Below are 19,003 nucleotides of genomic sequence, written 5' to 3'. Positions count from 1 at the left end.
GGGCGATCCTGCACTACCCGATGCCGGAGCCGGATCGCTTCGTCCTCCCGCACGGCGGCTCGCGGTGGCCACTGGCCTGGGACGGCGAGCCGGAGGGCACCGTGGTCATCGGGCAGCCGAAGCTCGGGGTCGGGCTCACGTTTCGCCCGATCGAGCGATCGAGCATCTTCGTCCTCGAATCGATGGTCGACCGCAACGGCAACGCGATCGCGCTCGACTACGACGACGCGGGCACGCTGATCGGAATCCGGCACAACGGCGGCCGGCACATCGGTGTGGACACGAAGTCGGGTCGAATAGTCGCCTTGCGACTCCTCGACACCCATCCCGAGAGCCACTTGACCGCGGTGGGCGAGGAGGTGGTGTTGGCTCGCTTCGGGTACGGAAATCGAGGCGACCTGACCGAGGTGTTCGACTCCTCAGGGGAGGCTCAGCGCTTCACCTACGACGACGAACATCGGATGACGTCGTGGCGGGACCGCAACGGTGGCGAGTATCACTACGAGTACGACACGGCGGGGCGATGTGTTCGGGCGCGGGGATCCGACGGGTACCTGAACGGATCGTTCGCCTACGACGAGACACGTCGCGTCACCTCCCACACCAACTCCCTGGGCGACGTCACCAGGTACACCTACAACAAGTGGTCGCAGGTCGAGCGCATCACCGACCCCCTCGGCCACAGCGTTGTTCGGGAGTGGGATCGTAGCCATCAACTCTTGGCCGTCACCGACGCCTGCGGGCACACGACCCGATACACGTATGACGGCTTGGGGAACGTGTCGGAGGTCGTCCGTCCGGACGGCACGCGAGTATCGGCGGAGTACGACGACACGCTCTGCCTTCCTGTACGCCTGATCGGCCCGGACGGTTCGGTGCGATCCCGGTCGTACTCGGCCCGTGGAACGTTGCTCGCCTCGACGGACGCAGCCGGCCACACCACCACGTACGACGAGGATCGACACGGCAACGTCGCCGCGATCACCGACGAACTCGGCGCGACGACCACGTTGACGCGCGACGACGCGGGCATGCTCGTCCGGGTGATGGAACCGTCCGGCGCCGTCACCTCGTACGAACACGACGCGTGGGGACGGGTGGTCGCGGTGATCGCCCCCGATGGGGCGGTGACGCGCCAAGGGTGGACCGTCGAGGGCAGACCTGCTTGGCGCGAGCGGCCGGACGGTACCCGACAGACATGGACCTTGGACGGCGAAGGCAATCCTGTCGAGCAACGCGACGCGGCAGGAGGACTCACCCGCTTCGAGACGACTCACTTCGACTTGCCGACCGCCCGCACCGGTCCCGACGGCGTGCGGTACGAGTTCGCCTACGACACCGAACTGCGCTTGACCGAGGTCACCGATCCACACGGGAACACCTGGACGTACGAGTACGATCCCGTCGGACGGCTGATCGCCGAGACCGACTTCAACGGCCGCGAGGTGACCTACCGGCACGACCAGTCGGGCCGCCTGACCCTGCGCAGCAACGGGGCGGCCGAACCGATCTCGTTCACGCATGACGCGATGGGGCGCGAGCTCTCCCGTCGGCACGAGGCGACCGGCCGGGTCACCACCTTCGAATACGACTCCTGCGGCCGACTGGTTCGAGCGACGAACCCGGACGTGGACCTCGTGCTGGAGCGCGACGTGCTCGGTCGGGTGGTTGCGGAGCACAGCAACGGCCGGGTGTTGGCCAACACCTTCGACGCGGGCGGCCGACGAACCCGGCGCGAAACCCCGACCGGGACGCTTGCCGAATGGCACTGGGATACCGGTCGTCGGCCGACCGCGCTGACCACGGCGGGCGAGACAATGGTCTTCTCCTATGACCAAGCCGGTCGGGAGGTCGGCCGGGACTTCGGGGCGAACCTGCGTCTCGACACGACCTGGGACATCAACGGTCGGCTGAGCACGCGGTCCCTCAGCGCGGGTGAGTCACGACCGCGCATGGCAGCCGTACTGGATCCCGCCGGCGCGACGGCCGACCGGCTGACCCACCGCGAATACACCTATCGGGCGGACGGCTTCGTCACATCCGTGGACGACCAGGCCACCGGCCTGCGCACCTACGACCTCGACCCGGTGGGCCGAGTGACGGCGGTACACGGGCGCAACTGGTCGGAACGCTATGCGTATGACGCCGCAGGCAATGCGACGGACGCGGTTTGGCCCGGCACGGACACGGACTCCCACGGCGAACGGGTCGTCCGGGGCACCCTGCTCCATCGCGCGGGACGCACCCGGCAGATCCACGACGACCAGGGACGCGTGGTCCGTCGTACCCGCAAGACGCTCTCGGGCGGGACGAAGACGTGGATCTTCGCCTGGGATGCCGACGACCGCCTCACGAACACCACGACGCCGACCGGCGAGTACTGGGAGTACGTGTACGACGCACTCGGCCGCCGGACGGAGAAGCGGCGGCGCGTCGAGGCCGGCGGCGACGTCGTCGAGAGGATCACCTTCACGTGGGACGGCACCCGACTGGCCGAGCAGTCGACCGACACCGAGATCATCACCTGGGAACACGATCCGGCCGGTCACCACCCCTTGACCCAGACCAACCGCACGATCCGGGCTCGCACCGACCCGGGGAACGAAACACAGGACGAGATCGATCGGCGCTTCCACGCCATCGTCACCGACCTGGTGGGTACGCCCACGGAGTTGGTGTCCGTCGACCGGGAGATCGTGTGGCAACTGCGCTCGACGCTCTGGGGTGTATCCACCGCGACTGTCGACACGGTCGACTGTCCGTTTCGGTTTCCCGGTCAATATCACGACACGGAAACCGATTCCAGCTACAATCTATTCCGGTATTATAAACCGGATTCGATATCTTATCAGAGCACCGACCCCTTGGGGTTGGCGGTGGCTCCCAACCACCACGGTTATGTCGTCAATCCGCTCACGGGTTACGATCCGTTCGGGCTTGCACCCTATGAACTCGGCGATCATTCGGATGCAGCCGAACAGGGAGCGGCCCATCTCCAGGACGAAATCGCACGCGGAAACGACAACCACCGCATACCCGGCGTGGATATGGCGAATCGGGATGCGGTCGCAAAGTATCTCGACGACGTCCAGAACAGCAGCCCCGGCTACAGTGTGCGAGGCGGGCAGAGAGCCTGGTACGACCCGGATTCGCGACTGGTGATCATCTCCAAGAACAGTTATTCGATGACGGCCCGCTCCATGACGCCCGGCGAATGGCAAGAATGGCTGAGTAAATACAAGGACTGATAGGAGCAGCGGATGGACGCTGAGTTTCGTGACGGCAGGTACCTGCTCTCCGTGGATCCGATCGAACTGAGGACCATTTCGAGCGTCCTGCTGCTTTTCCCTGGCAGCGTGACGGACCAGGCATTCGAGGATCTCGTCGGGATCACCAAGGAGGAGTCGGAGAAATTCCGCTCGCAGTTGAATCTCCGCACCCGGAGTGCGCGGCGGGAGGTCATGCTCGCCGAACTCGAACACGCCGGGCGGGTCGACGAGTTCGTGGCGGGACTGCTTCCCGGGCCGGCCGGGAGGTCGCTCCCTGAGCTGCGCGAGTCCCTGTGGAGTGCCGCGCGTACCCACGTGAAGGCCGTCGAATTCGGAACATTGGAAGAGGACGTACTTTCCGAGGCCGGCGTTGGTCGGATCATCGCAGCGATATCCGAACTGCCCGGCGGAGAGGCGCTGCTGCGACAAGCAGCCGAAGCCGAGGATGCCGCCGTCCGGTTCGCGGTGGCCGGGCAATGGCGGGAACTCGACCGAAGCACGGCCCTGCGCGTCCTTCATGACTTCGAACTCGACAACTCCCGTCCTCTCCTCGGCTATCCCGCGCGAATGGTTGCGGCGTTGCTTCGTGGCGAGGACGGCCAAGCGACCAAGGACTGACAGGAGTAGCGGATGGACGCCGAGTTTCGTGACGGCAGGTACCTGCTGTCCGTGGATCCGATCGAACTGAAAACCGTTCTCAACGTCCTGCTACTTTTCCCCGGCGATGTGACGGACCAGGCATTCGAGGATCTCGTCGGGATCACCAAGGAGGAGTCGGAGAAATTCCGCTCTCAGTTGGGTCTGCGCACCCGGTGTGCGCGACGGAGAGTCTTGCTCGCCGAGCTCGAACGCAGCGGGCAGGTCGACGAGTTCGTGGCGAGGCTGCTTCCCGGCGGGCCGGCGGAAAGGTCGCTTCGGGAGTTGCGGGAGGCGCTGTGGAGTGTGGCGCTTACCCACGTGACGGCCATCGAATCCGGGCCCCGGGACGGGGACGTACTCACCGAAGCGGGCCTCGGTCGGATCATCGGGGCGATATCCGAGCTACCGGGCGGGGATGCGCTGCTGCGCGAGGCAGCCGAAGCCGAGGACGTCGCCGTCCGGTTCGCGGTGGCCGGGCAGTGGCCCGAACTCGACCGGGTCGAGGCTCTACGTGTTCTTCGTGACGTCCAACTCGACCACTCCCGCCCCCGGCTCGGCTACGGAGCGGAGATGGCTGCGGCGTTGCTTCGTGGTGAGGGTGGTTGACGGTGTGCCGATGCCGCCGGCCACCGCCCCGGGACGAAAGGCGGTGGCCGGCGGTGGGTTGCGCGGTGTGCGTCAGTCCATCCGGACGATGGCCGCGACCGGGCCACCGCCGGAGGGGCCCTGGTGCACCGCGGCGACCGAGACGAACACGGCCGGGTCGCCGGTGACGGACGCGGTCACGCCGCCGACGGTGGCCTTGATCTGGCGGTGCCAGTGCACGTCGGAGTCGTCGAGCATGATGTTGCGCCGACCGCGCACGCTGCCGCTGGGGTCCGCCTCGCACTTGAGGAACACGTTGACCAGGCGGTCGTCGAGGTCCGAGGTGCGCGGGCGCTCGGGGAGATCGAGGCCGGCCGAGCGGATCGCCGACCAGATGCCGTCCGCGTCCAGCGCGTCCCGCATCACGTCGTGGCCGACCCGGAAGGGACCGCCCACGCCGCGCACGTTGCCGACCACGACGATCTGCGCGCAGTCCAGCTCGACGCCGGAGGAGCAGGACGCCACCGACGAGTACAGCGACAGGTCGCGGTGGATCTGCTCGGCCGTCGGCAGCTCGATCTCGCCGAGCGCCACCGCGATACCCAGTGCGGTGGTGGAGTTGGAGACGTCCATGGACTTGAGGGTGTCCTCGGTCCACACGTCGAACCCGCGCGCCTTGGCGTCGTTGATGGTGTCCAGCACCAGCAGCGGCGTCTTGGTCTGCACGTAGTGCACGTCGGCCGGGTCGGTGATGCCCGCGACGGCCATCGCCTTGCGTACGCCGGCGGCGACCTTCTCCACCATCGGCACCCGGCCGATGTCCTCGGGCAGGATCTGCTCGCTCATCGCCACGCCGACCGACACACGCGGCTCGTCGGTGGGCTGGTAGCGGTTCTCCGGGGCATACGCGAACACCGTCGCGTGCGGGGAGATCACACCGTCGGTACCGCCGGACCACACCAGCGGGACCTGCTGCGCCTCCTCGACGGAGCGCTTGCCCTTGGCGACCAGCACCTCGCGGAAGGCGCGGTCGGCCAGGATGCGGGTGTAGTCGTTGACCCCGCCGTTGCCCTCGGTCTTGCCGATGACGGCGAGCACGTCGTCCGCGGCGAACACGCCGTCGTCGATCAGCTTGGCCAATCCGGACGCGTCGGTGACGCTCTCGATGGCGACCTTGTGAACCTCGATCGGCCTGGGCACTCGTTCCACCTCGTTCATTGGAGTTCGCTGAGTTCTGTGCGGTTCGCTGCCGCGTACGCCACGCGGTCGGTTGCCGCGCCGGTCACGCGGTCGGCTGCCGCGCCTGCTGTGCGGTTGTCTTCCCTGTTTGTACGCCGTCGACCCCGGCCGCCCCGATACGCCGGGCCGGGCCGCCGGGCCGCTACGCGCCCGACTCCACGACCGTCCCGGACTCGCCCGCCACCGCGGCGGTGATGCGATCCAACGACGTGATCACCGAGCGCCGGCCGCCCTTCTCGACGAAGCGCACCGCCGCCTCGACCTTGGGCCCCATGCTGCCCCCGGCGAACTGGCCGGCCGCGGCATGCTCGCGCAGTTCCTCGGGGGTGACCCGGCCGATCACCCGTTCGTTCGCGGTGCCGTAGTCGAGCATCGCGTTCGGCACGTCGGTGGCGATCACCAGCACGTCCGCGCCCACCGACGCGGCGAGCAGGGCCGCGGTGAGGTCCTTGTCCAGGACCGCCTCCACGCCGCGCTCGGCGCCGTCCGGGTCACGCACCACCGGGATGCCGCCGCCACCGGCCGCGACCGTGACGAAGCCCGCCCCGACCAGGGTCGAGATGGCCGAGGCGTCGAGCACCTCCAGCGGATCCGGCGAGGGTACGACCCGCCGCCAGCCCTTCGCGCCTCGGTCCTCCCAGTGCTGGCCGAGCGCGACGAAGCGTTCCGCCTCGGTCTGCGGCAGATGCCGGCCGACCGGCTTGGTGGGGTGCGCGAACGCCGGGTCGGCGGCGTCCACGAGCGTGCGGGTGACCAGCGCCGCCACCCGCGCCGTCTGCCCACGACGCCGCAGCGCGGCCTCCAGGGCGGAGACGATGGTGAAGCCGAGGGTGCCCTGGGTCTGCGCGCCGCACCAGTCCAGGGTCACCGGCGGCACGACGTGTGCGGTGAGTTCGTTCTTGACCAGCAGGTTGCCCACCTGCGGGCCGTTGCCGTGGGTGAGCACCACCTCGACGCCGGAGGCGATGAGCTCGGCCACCGCTTCCATCGCCACCGCGACGGCGGCGCGCTGGGCGTCGGGAGTGGCGCTGCCGTCCGGTCCCGTCATGGCGTTGCCGCCGAGGGCGATGAGTACTCGCCCGGTGTCGCTCCCGGTGCGGGGAGTTGGCATGTGTCGAACTCTCCTGTTCCTGTCGTACGCGGGAGTCCCGGCGTCCCGTCCGGGACTTGGGACTCTAGGCGGATGACCAGGTCGATGGCTTGGGAGTCTATTGACCACAAAACCCGATCGATCTGGCAGAACTTGCCGAGCGGTACGCGCTACGGGCGGGTCGCACGCGAGCGGCTCGGGCGTCACGCTCGGGCCGCTTGGCGTCGGACGAGCCCAGACGGGTCCCGAACGAGCCCCAGAGGAGCCCCGGACGGGCCCGAAAAGCTCTCGCGGCCCTCAACACCCCAGTCGTGCGTACCGCTCCAGCCGCGCCGCGCGCCGCTCGGCCGTGGGTCGGCGCAGCAGGCCGACCAATTCGTACTCCAACACCTGGGCCAACCGGGCCAGGAACGCGTCCGGCTCGTCGGAGGCGTCCGGCCGCTCGGCCACGATCCTGTCCACCACCCCGTCGCGCAGCAGGTCCAGCGACCGGATGCCCTGCGCGGCGGCGATCTCCGCGCCCCGGGTCGGCGTGCGATAGCGCAGCGCCGACGCGCCCTCGGGCGGTAGCGGCGACAACCAGCCGTGCTGGGCGCACAACACCCGGTCGGCGGGCAACAGCGCGAGCGCGCCGCCCCCCGCGCCCTGCCCGAGCAGCAGGCACAGTGTCGGCGTCGGCAGGGTGACCAACTCGGCCAGGCAGCGGGCTATCTCGCCGGCCAACCCGCCCTCCTCGGCCTCCCGGCTCAGCGCCGCGCCGCCGGTGTCCACGACGCTGACCAGCGGCAGGTCGAGTTCGGCGGCCAGCCGCATGCCGCGCCGGGCCACCCGCAGGCCGGCCGGGCCGAACGGGCCGTGACTGGACTGCCGGGCCCGGTCCTGGGCCAGCACCACGCACGGCGCGCCGCCGAACCTGGCCAACGCGAGCAGCAGACCGGGGTCGCTCTCGCCCTGGCCGGTGCCGTGCAGCGGCACCACCGCACTCGCGGCGTGTCGCAACAGGGCGCGGGCGCCCGGGCGTTCGGCCCGACGGGAGAGTTCGACCGAGGTCCAGGCCGGTACGTCGGCCAGGTCCTCGACGGGCAACGGCGTGACGTCGGGCAGTTGTTCGCGTGGGGCGGTGACGATGTCCAGGACACGTGCGGCCACTTCGCCGAGCCGATCGGGCTCGACGACGGCGTCCACCAGGCCGTGCGCGTACAGGTTCTCCGCGACCTGGACACCCTCGGGGAAGGGTTGCCCGTGCAGAGCCTCGTACACGCGCGGGCCCAGGAAGCCGATCAGCGCGCCGGGTTCGGCGGCGGTGACGTGGCCGAGCGAGCCCCACGAAGCGAGCACACCACCGGTGGTGGGCCCGCGCAGGTAGACCAGGTACGGCAGGCCGGCGCTCTTGTGTGCGGCGACCGCGGCGCTGATCCGTACCATCTGGAGGAAGGCGACCGTGCCCTCCTGCATGCGGGTGCCGCCCGAGGTCGGCGAGGCGACCAGCGGCAACCGTTCGGCGGTGGCACGTTCGATCGCGGCGACCAGGCGCGAGGACGCGGCCACCCCGATCGAGCCGGCCAGGAAGCCGAACTCGCAGGCCACCACCGCGACTCGGCGGCCCCTGATCCGCCCCTCCCCGGTGACCACGGACTCGTCCACACCGCTCTTGGCCTCGGCGGCGCGCAGTTCGTCGAGGTAGCCCGCGTCCAACCGTTCCGGACGGTGCGGCGCGGCGTCCCAACTCGTCCAGGTGTCGGGGTCCAGGACCAGGCGGATCAGCTCGTGCGCACCGACGCGGGGGCGCCGGGTCGATCCGGGTGCGGTCGCCGGCCCGGGCGCGGTGTTCACGCGCGCCGCGCGGCGTGCAGGGCGCGGGCGTCCTCGGCGTCGAGCCACGCCTGCACGCTGTCCGTGTGCTGGCCCAGCGTCGGCGGAGCCTCGTGCCGGCGCCGACCGCCGTCGGCCGGGCCGTCGCCCACGCCGTCGAGGCGGATCGGCGGGCCGGGCAGGGTAATCGGTCCGAGCGTGCTGTGCATGACGTCGAGCAGCAGACCCTGCGACTTGGTCTGGTCCCACTCGTAGACCCGGTCGATGGTGCGCACCTCGCCCGCCGGGATGCCCGCGGCGGCCAGTTCCGGCAACAACTCGTCCACGGCGCGCTCGGCGAACGCGGCGTTGATCGCGTCCGCGAGTTCGGCCCGGTTGACCACCCGGTCGGCGTTGATCGCGAAGCGCGCGTCGTCCACCGCGAGGCCGACCATCGGCGCGAACCGGGCCCACAACTTCTCGCTGCCCACCGCGACCTGGATGATCGCGTCCTTGCAGCGGTAGGAGCCGTAGGGCTGGAGCGAGGGATGCAGGTTGCCCTGGGCGTGCCCGACCTGGCCGGCCACGGTGTAGTTGGTGCCCTGGAAGGCGTGTACGCCGACGATCGCGGCGAGCAGCGAGGTGCGCACCACTCGGCCCAGGCCGGTGCGTTCGCGCTCGTGCAGCGCGGCGACCACGCCGTAGGCGCCGTACATCCCGGCCAACAGGTCGCCGATCGGCACGCCTATTCGGGTGGGGTCGTCCGGGCCGGGGCCGGTCAGGCTCATCAGGCCGGCCTCGCCCTGGGCGATCTGGTCGTAGCCGGGTCGGCCGCCCTGCGGACCGTCGTGCCCGAAGCCGGTGATGGACAGCACCACCAGGCGCGGGTTGAGCCGGGTCAGCTCCTCCATCGGGAAGCCGAGTCGATCGAGCACGCCGGTGCGGAAGTTCTCCACGAGCACGTCGCTGTGCCGGATCAGGCGGGCCAGCGTCTCGCGGCCCTGCTCGGTCTTCAGGTCGAGGACGATCGATTCCTTGTTGCGGTTGCAGGACAGGAAGTACGTCGACTCGCGCGCGTCCTCCGCCCCGACGAACGGCGGGCCCCAGCCGCGGGTGTCGTCCCCGCCGTCGGGGTTCTCCACCTTGATGACCCGGGCGCCCATGTCGCCGAGCATCATCGCGGCGTGCGGGCCGGCGAGGGCGCGGGAGAGGTCGAGCACGACGAGGTCGCAGAGCGGTCCGCTCACGTCGAAACACCCCTTTCTGCTGTGTGCGGCATTGCGCGTCCGCGCATCCCGGTGGCGTGCGGTGCGTGACGCGTGGTGCTGGTGCGTGGTGCTGGTGCGTGGTGCTGGTGCCTGGTGGTGGTGCGGGTGTGCGGGCTTCCGGTGCGCGAGGCGCGCAGTCGTGTTCGAGCGCGCCGCGCGGTGGTCTGCGGTGTTCCGGGGCGGAACGCGGGTCCGGGACCGGATGCGTCCAAACTAAGCGGCCCGGAGGCATTGCTCGCCGTCAGTTACTGCCCAACGAATCGCGCTCGCTTGGCAATACTTGGGGTTGGAAGCCCGCCGCGTAGTGCGCGTCGTCGGGCCCGAACACCCGGTGGGCAAAGTCCACGAAGCGGGTCGGCGTGCGACCAAGCAACGCGGCCAGGGTGCGCGGGTTGCCGGTCAGGCCGTGCCGGTCGTAGAACGCGAACATCGCGGTCAGGGTGTCCAGCGCATAGCCGGACAGGCCACCGGCACGGGCACTCTCGCACCAGTCGCGCGGGTCGATCCGACGCGCGGTCACCGGGCGGCCCAACACCTCGGCCAGGTGCCCGGCGATCTGCCGCGGCGTCAATGCCTCGGGGCCGGCCAGCTCGTACACCGCGTCCTCGTGCCCGTCCTCGCACAACACCGCGGCCGCCGCCTGCGCGACATCGCGCAGATCGACGGCGGCGAACGGCGCGTCCACCCGGTAGGGCACCGCGAAGTCGCCGATCCGAACGATCGTGTCCCGGGCGTCGAGGGTGTTCTGCTGGTACGGCCCCGGCTGCAACACGGTCACCGCGAGGTCCGACTCGAACAGCGCCTCCTCGACCCGCGCCTTCGCCTCGTGATGCGGCATCGCCCGCAACTGCGGTCGCAGCACGGAATGGAACACGAACCGCCCCACCCCGTTGCGCCGGGCCGCCGCGATCACGCCGCGCCCGATGGCCGGCTCGTCCGGATGCACGTTCGGCGCGATGTGATAGACCGCCGCGCACCCGCGCAGCGCCGCGTCCAGGTCCGCCGACACGGCCACGTCCCCCACCACCGCCTCGGCCGCCCCCGCCGCCAGCGCCACGGCAACCTGCTCGGGCCGCCGCACGAACGCCCGCACCCGAGCCCCGCGCTCCGCCAACGCCCAGGTAAGCGCCCGCCCGGTCTTCCCCGCCGCCCCGGTAATCAAGATCATGCCCTCAAGCTAGGCACGGCCCACCCCCCGCTGCACCATCCCCCTCCCCCAACCCACCCCCCGAACCTCGTCACAACCTGCCAAAGTCAAAACCCCCACAACCGTCCGCCGAGGCGCAGGTTGTGGGGGTGGGCGCCCCGCCGGGCATCGGCTCGGCGGGGCGCTTCGTTCGAGGCGTTCCGGGCGTCAGGCGGAGTGGTTGCCGCGGCGCTTGCGGAGGAGGAGGCCGCCGCCGACGAGGGCTGCGGCCACGGCGAGGAGGCCGCCGACGGCGATGCCGCCGGTTTGGGCGAGCGAGCCGCCGCCCCCGCCGCCGGTGGTGGTCGCGGGCTTGGTGGCCGTCGCGGTCGCGGAGGAGGTGGCGGACGAGGACGCGGACGACGACGGGGTTCCGGTCGACGGCGTCGTGGTGGTCGGGGGCGCCGTGGTCGCCGGGGCCGAGGTCGACGGCGTGCCGGTCGTCGGGGGCGTCGTCGTCGGCGGAGCCGTGGTCGGCGGCTGGGTGGTCGGGGGCGTGGTGGTCGGCGGGGTGGTGGTCGGGGGCGTGGTGGGCTTCGTCTTGGCGGGGCAGGTGTGGGACAGGTTGAACCAGTCGACGCTGCCGCCCTTGACCTCGGCGACGGCGGACGTCAACTTGGCGCCGGCGGGCGATGCCACGTACGCGTGCTTGCCGGTGGGGGGACCGAAGTCGGTGATCACCTGTTGGCCGCCCGGCTGGAACGTCACGGTCAGCTTGACGAAGACCGTCTGGTTCGCGGGCAGTACGAAGTGCCAGCCGTCCTGGTCGGTCGGGATGGTTTCCGGGCAGGAACCGTGCGAGACCCCGTTGCCGTTGGCGGTCTGCGGGAGCGACTGGTGCATGTTCACGGTGTACGTGCCGCCGGCGGCGAACACCGGCGCCGCGCCGGCCGCCACGACGAGCGACGGTATGGCGAACACGGCAGCCCAGCGGGCAAGCGTGGAGGACGAAGACATGGTGATTCCTCTGGCGCAGGACTGAATCGCATCCCGGAGGATCGCTCGGGTCACCCGATCCGAGAATCGCCACCGAGACCGTTCGACGCGCTCGCCCGAGAGACCGCTTCGTCCCCCCCCGGGACCGAAAAGACCCTCGATGAGGGCAGCCGAGATTCCCACCCCGCCGAGCCCCTCGTCAAGATCGAACTGTCCCGAATGGCAGTCGTTCTCCGCTTTGGACACCGGGCTCGGATATAACAATTTCCACCAACACGGCGATAGCCGGGTGGGTGCGTCATGTCGGATGTGCACCTCGGGTGATCAGCAGATCGCGGGCGGTCAGGGCGGCGCGCAGCGGACCCTGGCGATCGGGCGCGTCGGGGCTGACCCGCAGCAGGGATTCGATCAGGGCGAGCCGTTGGTGCACCGACTGGCGCCGCAGGAACAACACGCCGGCGGTTTCGGTCTTGGAGCAGCCACAGCGCAGGTACGCCTCCAGGGTGTCCACCAACCCGGTGCCGCGGGCGGCGTCCGAGGCGAGCAGCGGGCCGAGTTGGTCCTCGACCAGATCGGCCAGCTCCTCCGGGGTCAGCCGGTCCAGCACCCGCTCCAGCGCCCACGCGTCGGCGAGCACGGTGTCCGCGACGACCCCGGACCGCACCGGCCGCAGCCGGCGGGCCAGCCGCAACGTGTCCCGCGCGGCGCGCAGGCTGTGCCCGACCCGGGCCACATCGCGCACCAACGGCCCGAGCGCGGCGGTCGGCTCGTCGCCCACCACCGTCGGCAGCCCCAGACGCGCGGCCAGCTCCGCGACGTGCGTGTCCCGGTCAAGCGCGATCAGCGCGTACGCGCCGCCCGGCCCGTCGCTGACCAACCCCCGGCCGCCGCACGCCCGCACGCCCTCGTACAGCGCCGTCACCGCGCGCACCGGATCCGACAGGTGCAGGGCCACGCTCGCCCAGGCCGCCGTCCCGGCCGGGACCAGGCCGCAGACCGTCAACCGCGCCGCCACCTCCCGCGCCGGCAGCGCGTCGCCCAGCAGGCCCTCGACGAGTTCGCGCCGCTCGCGCCCGACCCACCCGTCCCGATCCGCCAGCCGCAACAGCGCCGGCGCGAACACCCGCGCCGCGTGCTCCGCCACCTCCGCCACCACCTCGACCGCCGCCGCGCCCGACCACGCCCCGGCCTCCGCAGGACCGTCGCCGTCGAGCCGCGCCGAGTCGCACGGCCGCGCCGCACCGAGCGACAACCGCCCCCACAACGCCCCGCGCAGCTCCACCCCGGCACTCGCGACCGCCCCCGCAACCGCCTCGGTCGGCGTGTCCGTACCCGCCCACGCGGTGATCGTGCCGTCGATCCCCGCCAACACCACCGGCCGATCGGTGAGTCGGGACAACGTGCGGGTCAGCTCGTCCACCCCCGCGCCGCGCGCGAGCACGCCGGACAGGATCCGGACGATCTCGTTGACGTACCGCAGTCGGGTCACCGCCGAGTCGAGGATGGCCGCGTTGACCGCCTCGGCGATCTCCACGAACGGCACCACCCCACGCAGCACCACCAGCGGCAACCCCACCCGAGCCGCCGCCCGCAACACGTCCGCCGGCACCTCGCGGAACGTGCGACCGACCTCGAACGCCACCGCGGCCACCCCCGCCGCCGCGAGGTCGACGATGTAGCGCCGCCGCTCCCCCGCGTCCCGACCGGCCAGGCCCAGACCCGTGGTGAGCAGCAGTTCGTCGCCGCGCAACAGTGGCGCGATCTCGTAGATCTCACTGGAATGCACCCAGCGGACCGGCCGATCCAATTCGGCCCGCGGATCCGGTACGACCGGGTCGGCCCGGCGCATCACCGGATGGTCGAGGACCTCGCGTAGACCCAGGGTCATGGACACTCCGTCCGGAAGATGCGCCAGTATCCCGGTCACCGTGTCCGTTGTCACGACCTCCCGGGCCGAGGAACCTTCGGTGATCGGCCCGGCCCGCCGCCGCTCGCCGGCACCCACCACCGTGCTCCGCTCCGCCCCACCGGAGGTCTCCGTGGCAATCCTCGAAGAACAACCCGCGCAACCGCCCCGCCCCACACCGGCCGCCCTCGACCACACCCAGTCGCTGGAACCGGTCCCCGACGAGGCCCGCGACTCGACCCCCGCGCACCAGTTCTGGATCTGGGCCGGTGCCAACATCGCGCCGATCAACTGGGTGCTCGGTGCCCTGGGCATCGTGCTCGGCCTGGGCCTGCTGGACACCGTGCTGGTGCTGATCGTCGGCAACCTGGTGGGCATGGGCGTCTTCGGCCTGTTCGTGCTGATGGGCCAGCGCACCGGGGTGACCCAGATGGTGCTGGCCCGGGCCGCCTTCGGCAGGCGCGGCGCGTATCTGCCCGCCGCCGTCCAGGGGGTGATCTCGGCCGGTTGGTGTGCGATCAACACCTGGATCGTGCTCGACCTGGTGATGGCCCTGCTGGACAGCGTCGGCTACGTCGGCGGCAACGGCACCAAGGTCGTGGTCGTCCTGGTGGTGATGGCCGTCCAGATCGCGATCGCCGCGTCCGGCTTCGGCGCGATCGCCGGCTTCGAGCGCTGGACGGTGCCGGCCACCCTGGTGGTGCTGGCCGCGATGACCGTGGTGGCCTGGACCCGGCTGGACATCGACTGGGGCCACACCAGCACGCTGAGCGGCGGCGACCGCTGGTCGGCGATGAGCACGGTGATGACCGCGATCGGCGTCGGCTGGGGCATCACCTGGTTCGCCTACGCCTCGGACTACTCCCGCTTCGTCCCGCGCACCACCTCCCGACGCAGGCTCTACGCGGCCAGCGTGCTCGGCCAGTTCCTTCCGGTGGTCTGGCTCGGCGTACTCGGCGCCTCGCTGGCCACGGTCAACGCCAAGGCCGACCCGGGCCGACTGATCGTCGACTCGTTCGGCGGCCTGGCCATCCCGGTGCTGCTCCTGGTCCTGCACGGGCCGATCGCGACCAACATCCTCAACCTGTACAGCTGTTCGCTCTGCGCCCAGACCCTGGACATCAAGGTCTCCCGGCGCGTGTTGTCCTGTCTGGTGGGTGCGTTCGCCACCGTCTTCACCCTCTTCCTGGTCTTCCGGGCGAGCCTGGCGCACACCCTGGACACCTGGCTCGCGGGCATGGTCACCTGGGTCGCGCCGTGGGCCGCCGTGATGCTGGTGCACTTCTACGTGTTCGCCCGGCAGCGCATCGACGTACCCGCCCTGTTCGCCGCGCCGCGTCGCGGCCTGTTCGCCGACGTGCGCTGGTCGGCGATCGTCGCACTGGTGTGCGGCATGGTCGCCACCTGGTGCTTCGAGTACGGCGTGCCGCAGGCGCTGCAAGGCCCGGGGGCCGAGGCGATCGGCAAGGTGGACCTGTCCTGGCTGGCCGGCTCACTGGTCGCGGGCGGCCTGTACCTGCTGCTCGGCCGCCGCGAACGAGCCGCGCAGTGACCGGGAGCGGGGAGTGACCGGGAGCGGGCAGTAGCCGAGAACGGGCAGTGACCGAGAGCCGGCAGTGACCGAGAGCGGGCAGTGGTCGACAGCCGGCAGCGACCGAGAACGGGCAGTAGCCGACAGCGCGCAATGACCGAACGAATCCACCGTGACCCCCTGGAGCGATCCGACATGCAGGGCAAGGACGACATCCGCACCGTGACCGACTGCCGACTCCCGGGCCGCCCGGAACGCGTGGACATCGCGATCGAGGCCGGCGTCATCACCGGCATCACCCCCACCGGCGGCACACCCCCGTCCGGCCCCGTCCTCGATGCCGCCGGCGCCCTGATCACCCCGCCCTACGTCGAGCCGCACATCCACCTCGACACCGCGCTGACCGCCGGTCAACCACGCTGGAACGCCTCCGGCACGTTGTGGGAGGGCATCGAACGCTGGTCCGAGCGCAAGGCGATGCTGACCCGCGAGGACGTACTGGCGCGCGCCGAACAGGTGTTGCGCTGGCAGGTCGCCAACGGCGTGCTGCACGTGCGCAGCCACTGCGACGTCACCGACCCCGAACTGACCGCGCTGCACGCCCTGGTGGAGTTGCGCGAGCGGGTGCGCGACGTGCTCGACCTCCAGGTGGTGGCCTTCCCACAGGAGGGCATCGTCTCCTTCCCGGACGGCGAGCGGCTGATGGCCCGCGCCGTCGAGGCGGGCGCCGATGCGCTGGGCGCGATCCCGCACTTCGAGGACACCCGCGAGGACGGCGTGCGTTCGTTGCAGATCGTCTTCGAACTGGCCGAGCGACACGGCCTGATGGTGGACGTGCACTGCGACGAGATCGACGACGAGCAGTCCCGCTTCGTCGAGGTGGTCGCCACGCTCGCGCACCGCACCGGCCTGAGGCAGCGCGTGACGGCCAGCCACACCACCGCGATGGGCTCGTACAACGGCGCCTACAGCCGCAAGCTCCGCCGGATCGTGGCCCGTTCGGGCATCCACCTGGTCTGCAACCCGATGGTGAACCTGACCCTCCAGGGCCGCTTCGACGACTACCCCAAGCGGCGCGGTCTGACCCAGGTCAAGGAAATGCTGGCGGCCGGGGTCAACGTCGCGTTCGGCCACGACGACGTGATGGACCCGTGGTTCCCGCTCGGCACGGCCAACCCGATCCAGGTCGCGCACGCCGGCATCCTGGCCGCGCAGTTGTCCGGGCAGGACGAGATGGACGAGGTGTTCGCGATGGTCACCGAGCGGGCGGCCCGGGTACTCGATGTGGGCGAGCGGTACGGCCTGGCCGTCGGTCGCCCGGCCGACTTCCTGCTCCTGCCCGCCGATTCGCCCTTCGATGTACTCCGCCGCCAGATCCGCCCGAGCCACGTGATCTCGCGCGGCCGGCTCGTGGCCGTGACCCCGGCCACCCCGACCCGCCTGACCTGGCCCGGCCGGGAGCCGGAGGATGTGGACTTCGGCCGACCCTGACGAAGTCGGCCCGGTCACGGCGGCCGGGCCGATCCGGGCCCATCGCACACACCTCCACCCATGATCACGCAATGCGTTGATTCGGCGACCATGGGTGAGTTTCGGCCAATAGCATGACGGCGGAATCACCGGGACGAAATGCTCCGAAGTTGCACTCGTGCACGGTAATTCCCGCTGTGGCGCAGAACGTTCTTGCCGGGGCTGGACGTTCGCCGAGACACTGAAATCGTGTGCGGAGGAACGAAAGATGATGGAAGACATCGAATCGGCCACACCGGCCCTGTGCCGTCTGCAACTCGGCGCGGAACTACGCCGGTTGCGCCGTGACGCCGGCCTGAAGTCAGGCCAGGTGGCGAAGCGACTCCTGTGGAGCCCGTCGAAGCTCACCCGGTTGGAGAGCGGGGACAACGTGGTCGTCGAGCCGGACGACACTGCGGCGCTTTGCGCCCTGTACGGGGCGGATCCCGACACGCGGTCCCTTCTGAACACCTACGCCACAGTGACCAAAACGAAGCAGGACCGGTGGGACGAGCCCAGGGATCAGCCCAGCGTCCGACCGGGGCTGCACGCCTTCATCGGAATCGAGGCTTCGGCGGCCTCGGTGCGTGTCTACGCGTCGGAGTATGTGCCCGGGTTGCTTCAGACGGCGACCTACGCCCGGGAGACCCACAGGGCAGCGCCGATGAGGTTCAGTTCCGAGGAGATCGAGGTACGGGTAGCGGCCCGCACGGCACGCCAGGGACTGCTGCTCCGAGAAGAGAAGCCCTTGGAGTCCTACTTCATTCTCAACGAGTCCCTGCTTCGTCGCCGGGCAATGGGCCGGGAGGCGACGCGTGAACAGCTCCGACACATCGCTGAGGTCTCGACCCTCCACAACGTGCGTGTGCAGGTGCTTCCATACAGCGCGGGACTCCACAACAGCATGGCCTGTTCGTTCAGCCTCTTCCGGTTCACCAAAGTCTCCGCTTCGGAGCCGATCGTCTACCTGGAGAACATGCCCAGCCGTGCGCTGATCGGATACGCGTCTGTCGTCGATGAGTACGAGCGCGCTTTCAGCGACCTCCTGGGTCTTTCCCTGAGCCCCCACGACAGCTTGGACATGATTCGCGTGACAATCGAGGAGCTTTGATCCATGCCCACGAGTAGTTGGTTCAAGTCCACCCACAGCCGTCCTGACGAAGCTTGCGTCGAAGGATCCCACACCCTCCACGACGCCATCTCCATACGCGACTCCAAGGCCCCTGCCCAGGGCACCTTCCTCTTCCGCAAAGCCACCTGGACGCCCTTCCTCGCCACCCTGAAGACCACCAACCCACCGCCCCACGCCTGACAAGTCGGTGGGGTGTTCACGGCGGGCGTTGGGCTTTTGGTTGCGGGGTCGGGGCCGGGCTGATTCGTGGAGTGGGCCGCCGCCGGCGTAGTGGCCGCCGGGGGTGGGGGTTCCCGACGGGACGTGCGCTTTGGTCGGCGGGAAGGCGGCTGGCAGCGGCGGGGAGGGGTGGGGGTCGGGTCGAGTCCGCCGGGGGGCCTTTCCGGGTGGGTGGGGGCGAGAGCGCGAAGCTGCGTAGGGGGGCGTTTCGCCGTGCGGTGGGGGTGTGGGGGCGAGCGTGCGGAGGTGCGGTGGGTGCGTGAGTGGTGAAGGTTCACGAAACCGGATCGCGTGAGGTGCTGTGGTGCCGGGGCGAGAGAAAACCGCAGGTCGGTGGGGGAAGGGGGCTGTTTCGGGCGCCTTGGGATCCGGTTTCGGCACCCGCCAAGCCCTCACCGGGGCAGTATTGGTTGTCCTCGGTGGTTTGCGTGAGGTCGGAGGGTGTGAGGCCGACTCGACCCGGCAGTTTCGGTCTCTCCCAACGGCGTTGGGAGGGCTGAGGCACACGAAACCGGCACGCGACAGCCAACTTTCCACGCCGGCGGGGCAAAACCGCAGGTCACCGAAACTCAAGGCTTCGAACCACCGCACGAGATCCGGTTTCGTGAAGCTTCGCGCCCTTTTCGCCCACCGCACCTTCGCGCTCTCGCCCCCACCCACCCGGAAAGGCCCCCCGGCGGACTCGACCCGACCCCCACCCCTC

Annotated in this window: 14 protein-coding genes; 7 read left to right on the top strand and 7 right to left on the bottom strand. The window is 70.3% G+C overall.

The window, feature by feature from the left end:
- The 3 genes from ACFXMF_RS38540 to ACFXMF_RS38530 all read left to right on the top strand — a co-directional run.
- Positions 1 to 3,248, top strand: a 3,248-nt coding sequence (locus ACFXMF_RS38540) for an RHS repeat-associated core domain-containing protein (protein ID WP_380021028.1), incomplete at its 5' end; no start/stop codon positions are given.
- Positions 3,249 to 3,260: 12 nt separating this feature from the next.
- The gene (locus tag ACFXMF_RS38535) at positions 3,261 to 3,887 is read left to right on the top strand and encodes a hypothetical protein (protein WP_360323649.1); all 627 of its coding nucleotides are present in this window, start codon (positions 3,261 to 3,263) and stop codon (positions 3,885 to 3,887) included.
- A 12-nt stretch (positions 3,888 to 3,899) separates the two neighbouring features.
- Positions 3,900 to 4,514: a hypothetical protein gene (locus ACFXMF_RS38530; RefSeq protein WP_379990590.1), complete on the top strand. Its 615-nt coding sequence runs from the start codon at positions 3,900 to 3,902 to the stop codon at positions 4,512 to 4,514.
- Between the two features lie 72 nt (positions 4,515 to 4,586).
- Here ACFXMF_RS38530 and ACFXMF_RS38525 read toward each other — a convergent pair whose 3' ends face one another.
- The 7 genes from ACFXMF_RS38525 to ACFXMF_RS38495 form a co-directional block, all read right to left on the bottom strand.
- Positions 4,587 to 5,711 (bottom strand): ring-opening amidohydrolase, encoded by a 1,125-nt coding sequence (locus ACFXMF_RS38525; protein ID WP_360323645.1) that lies wholly within the window; start codon positions 5,709 to 5,711, stop codon positions 4,587 to 4,589.
- 163 nt (positions 5,712 to 5,874) lie between these two features.
- Positions 5,875 to 6,843 (bottom strand): carbamate kinase, encoded by a 969-nt coding sequence (locus ACFXMF_RS38520; protein ID WP_360323643.1) that lies wholly within the window; start codon positions 6,841 to 6,843, stop codon positions 5,875 to 5,877.
- 276 nt (positions 6,844 to 7,119) lie between these two features.
- Positions 7,120 to 8,655 (bottom strand): carboxyl transferase domain-containing protein, encoded by a 1,536-nt coding sequence (locus ACFXMF_RS38515; RefSeq protein WP_379990592.1) that lies wholly within the window; start codon positions 8,653 to 8,655, stop codon positions 7,120 to 7,122.
- Positions 8,652 to 9,860 (bottom strand): CaiB/BaiF CoA transferase family protein, encoded by a 1,209-nt coding sequence (locus ACFXMF_RS38510; protein WP_379990594.1) that lies wholly within the window; start codon positions 9,858 to 9,860, stop codon positions 8,652 to 8,654. Before ACFXMF_RS38510 ends, ACFXMF_RS38515 begins: the two co-directional genes overlap by 4 nt.
- 262 nt (positions 9,861 to 10,122) lie before the next feature.
- Positions 10,123 to 11,049 (bottom strand): SDR family oxidoreductase, encoded by a 927-nt coding sequence (locus ACFXMF_RS38505; protein WP_379990595.1) that lies wholly within the window; start codon positions 11,047 to 11,049, stop codon positions 10,123 to 10,125.
- Between the two features lie 186 nt (positions 11,050 to 11,235).
- Positions 11,236 to 12,024, bottom strand: a complete 789-nt coding sequence (locus ACFXMF_RS38500) for an LPXTG cell wall anchor domain-containing protein (RefSeq protein ID WP_360323635.1) — start codon at positions 12,022 to 12,024, stop codon at positions 11,236 to 11,238.
- A gap of 277 nt (positions 12,025 to 12,301) precedes the next feature.
- Entirely contained in the window at positions 12,302 to 13,891 is a 1,590-nt protein-coding gene (locus ACFXMF_RS38495) for a PucR family transcriptional regulator (protein WP_360323633.1), read from the bottom strand.
- A 40-nt stretch (positions 13,892 to 13,931) separates the two neighbouring features.
- Here ACFXMF_RS38495 and ACFXMF_RS38490 point away from each other — a divergent pair, with 40 nt between their 5' ends.
- The 4 genes from ACFXMF_RS38490 to ACFXMF_RS38475 all read left to right on the top strand — a co-directional run bounded on the left by ACFXMF_RS38490 (position 13,932) and on the right by ACFXMF_RS38475 (position 18,261).
- Positions 13,932 to 15,461 carry a purine-cytosine permease family protein gene (locus ACFXMF_RS38490; RefSeq protein WP_379992255.1) on the top strand — a complete coding sequence of 510 codons (1,530 nt, stop codon included), beginning with the start codon at positions 13,932 to 13,934 and terminating at the stop codon, positions 15,459 to 15,461.
- Positions 15,462 to 15,593: 132 nt separating this feature from the next.
- A complete protein-coding gene (gene codA, locus ACFXMF_RS38485) occupies positions 15,594 to 16,931 on the top strand; it encodes a cytosine deaminase (protein ID WP_379992256.1) in 1,338 nt (445 codons plus the stop codon).
- Positions 16,932 to 17,178: 247 nt separating this feature from the next.
- On the top strand, positions 17,179 to 18,060 hold the full coding sequence (locus ACFXMF_RS38480; RefSeq protein WP_379992257.1) for a helix-turn-helix domain-containing protein: 882 nt from the start codon (positions 17,179 to 17,181) through the stop codon (positions 18,058 to 18,060).
- A gap of 3 nt (positions 18,061 to 18,063) precedes the next feature.
- Complete coding sequence (locus ACFXMF_RS38475) at positions 18,064 to 18,261, top strand: DUF397 domain-containing protein (protein WP_360323625.1); 198 nt, start codon at positions 18,064 to 18,066, stop codon at positions 18,259 to 18,261.
- Positions 18,262 to 19,003 lie beyond the last annotated feature (742 nt).

This window comes from Embleya sp. NPDC059213, from assembly GCF_042754445.1.
Taxonomy (GTDB): Bacteria; Actinomycetota; Actinomycetes; order Streptomycetales; family Streptomycetaceae; genus Embleya.
Note: the sequence above shows the minus strand (reverse complement) of the source record. Positions and strands in the feature narration are given on the sequence as shown.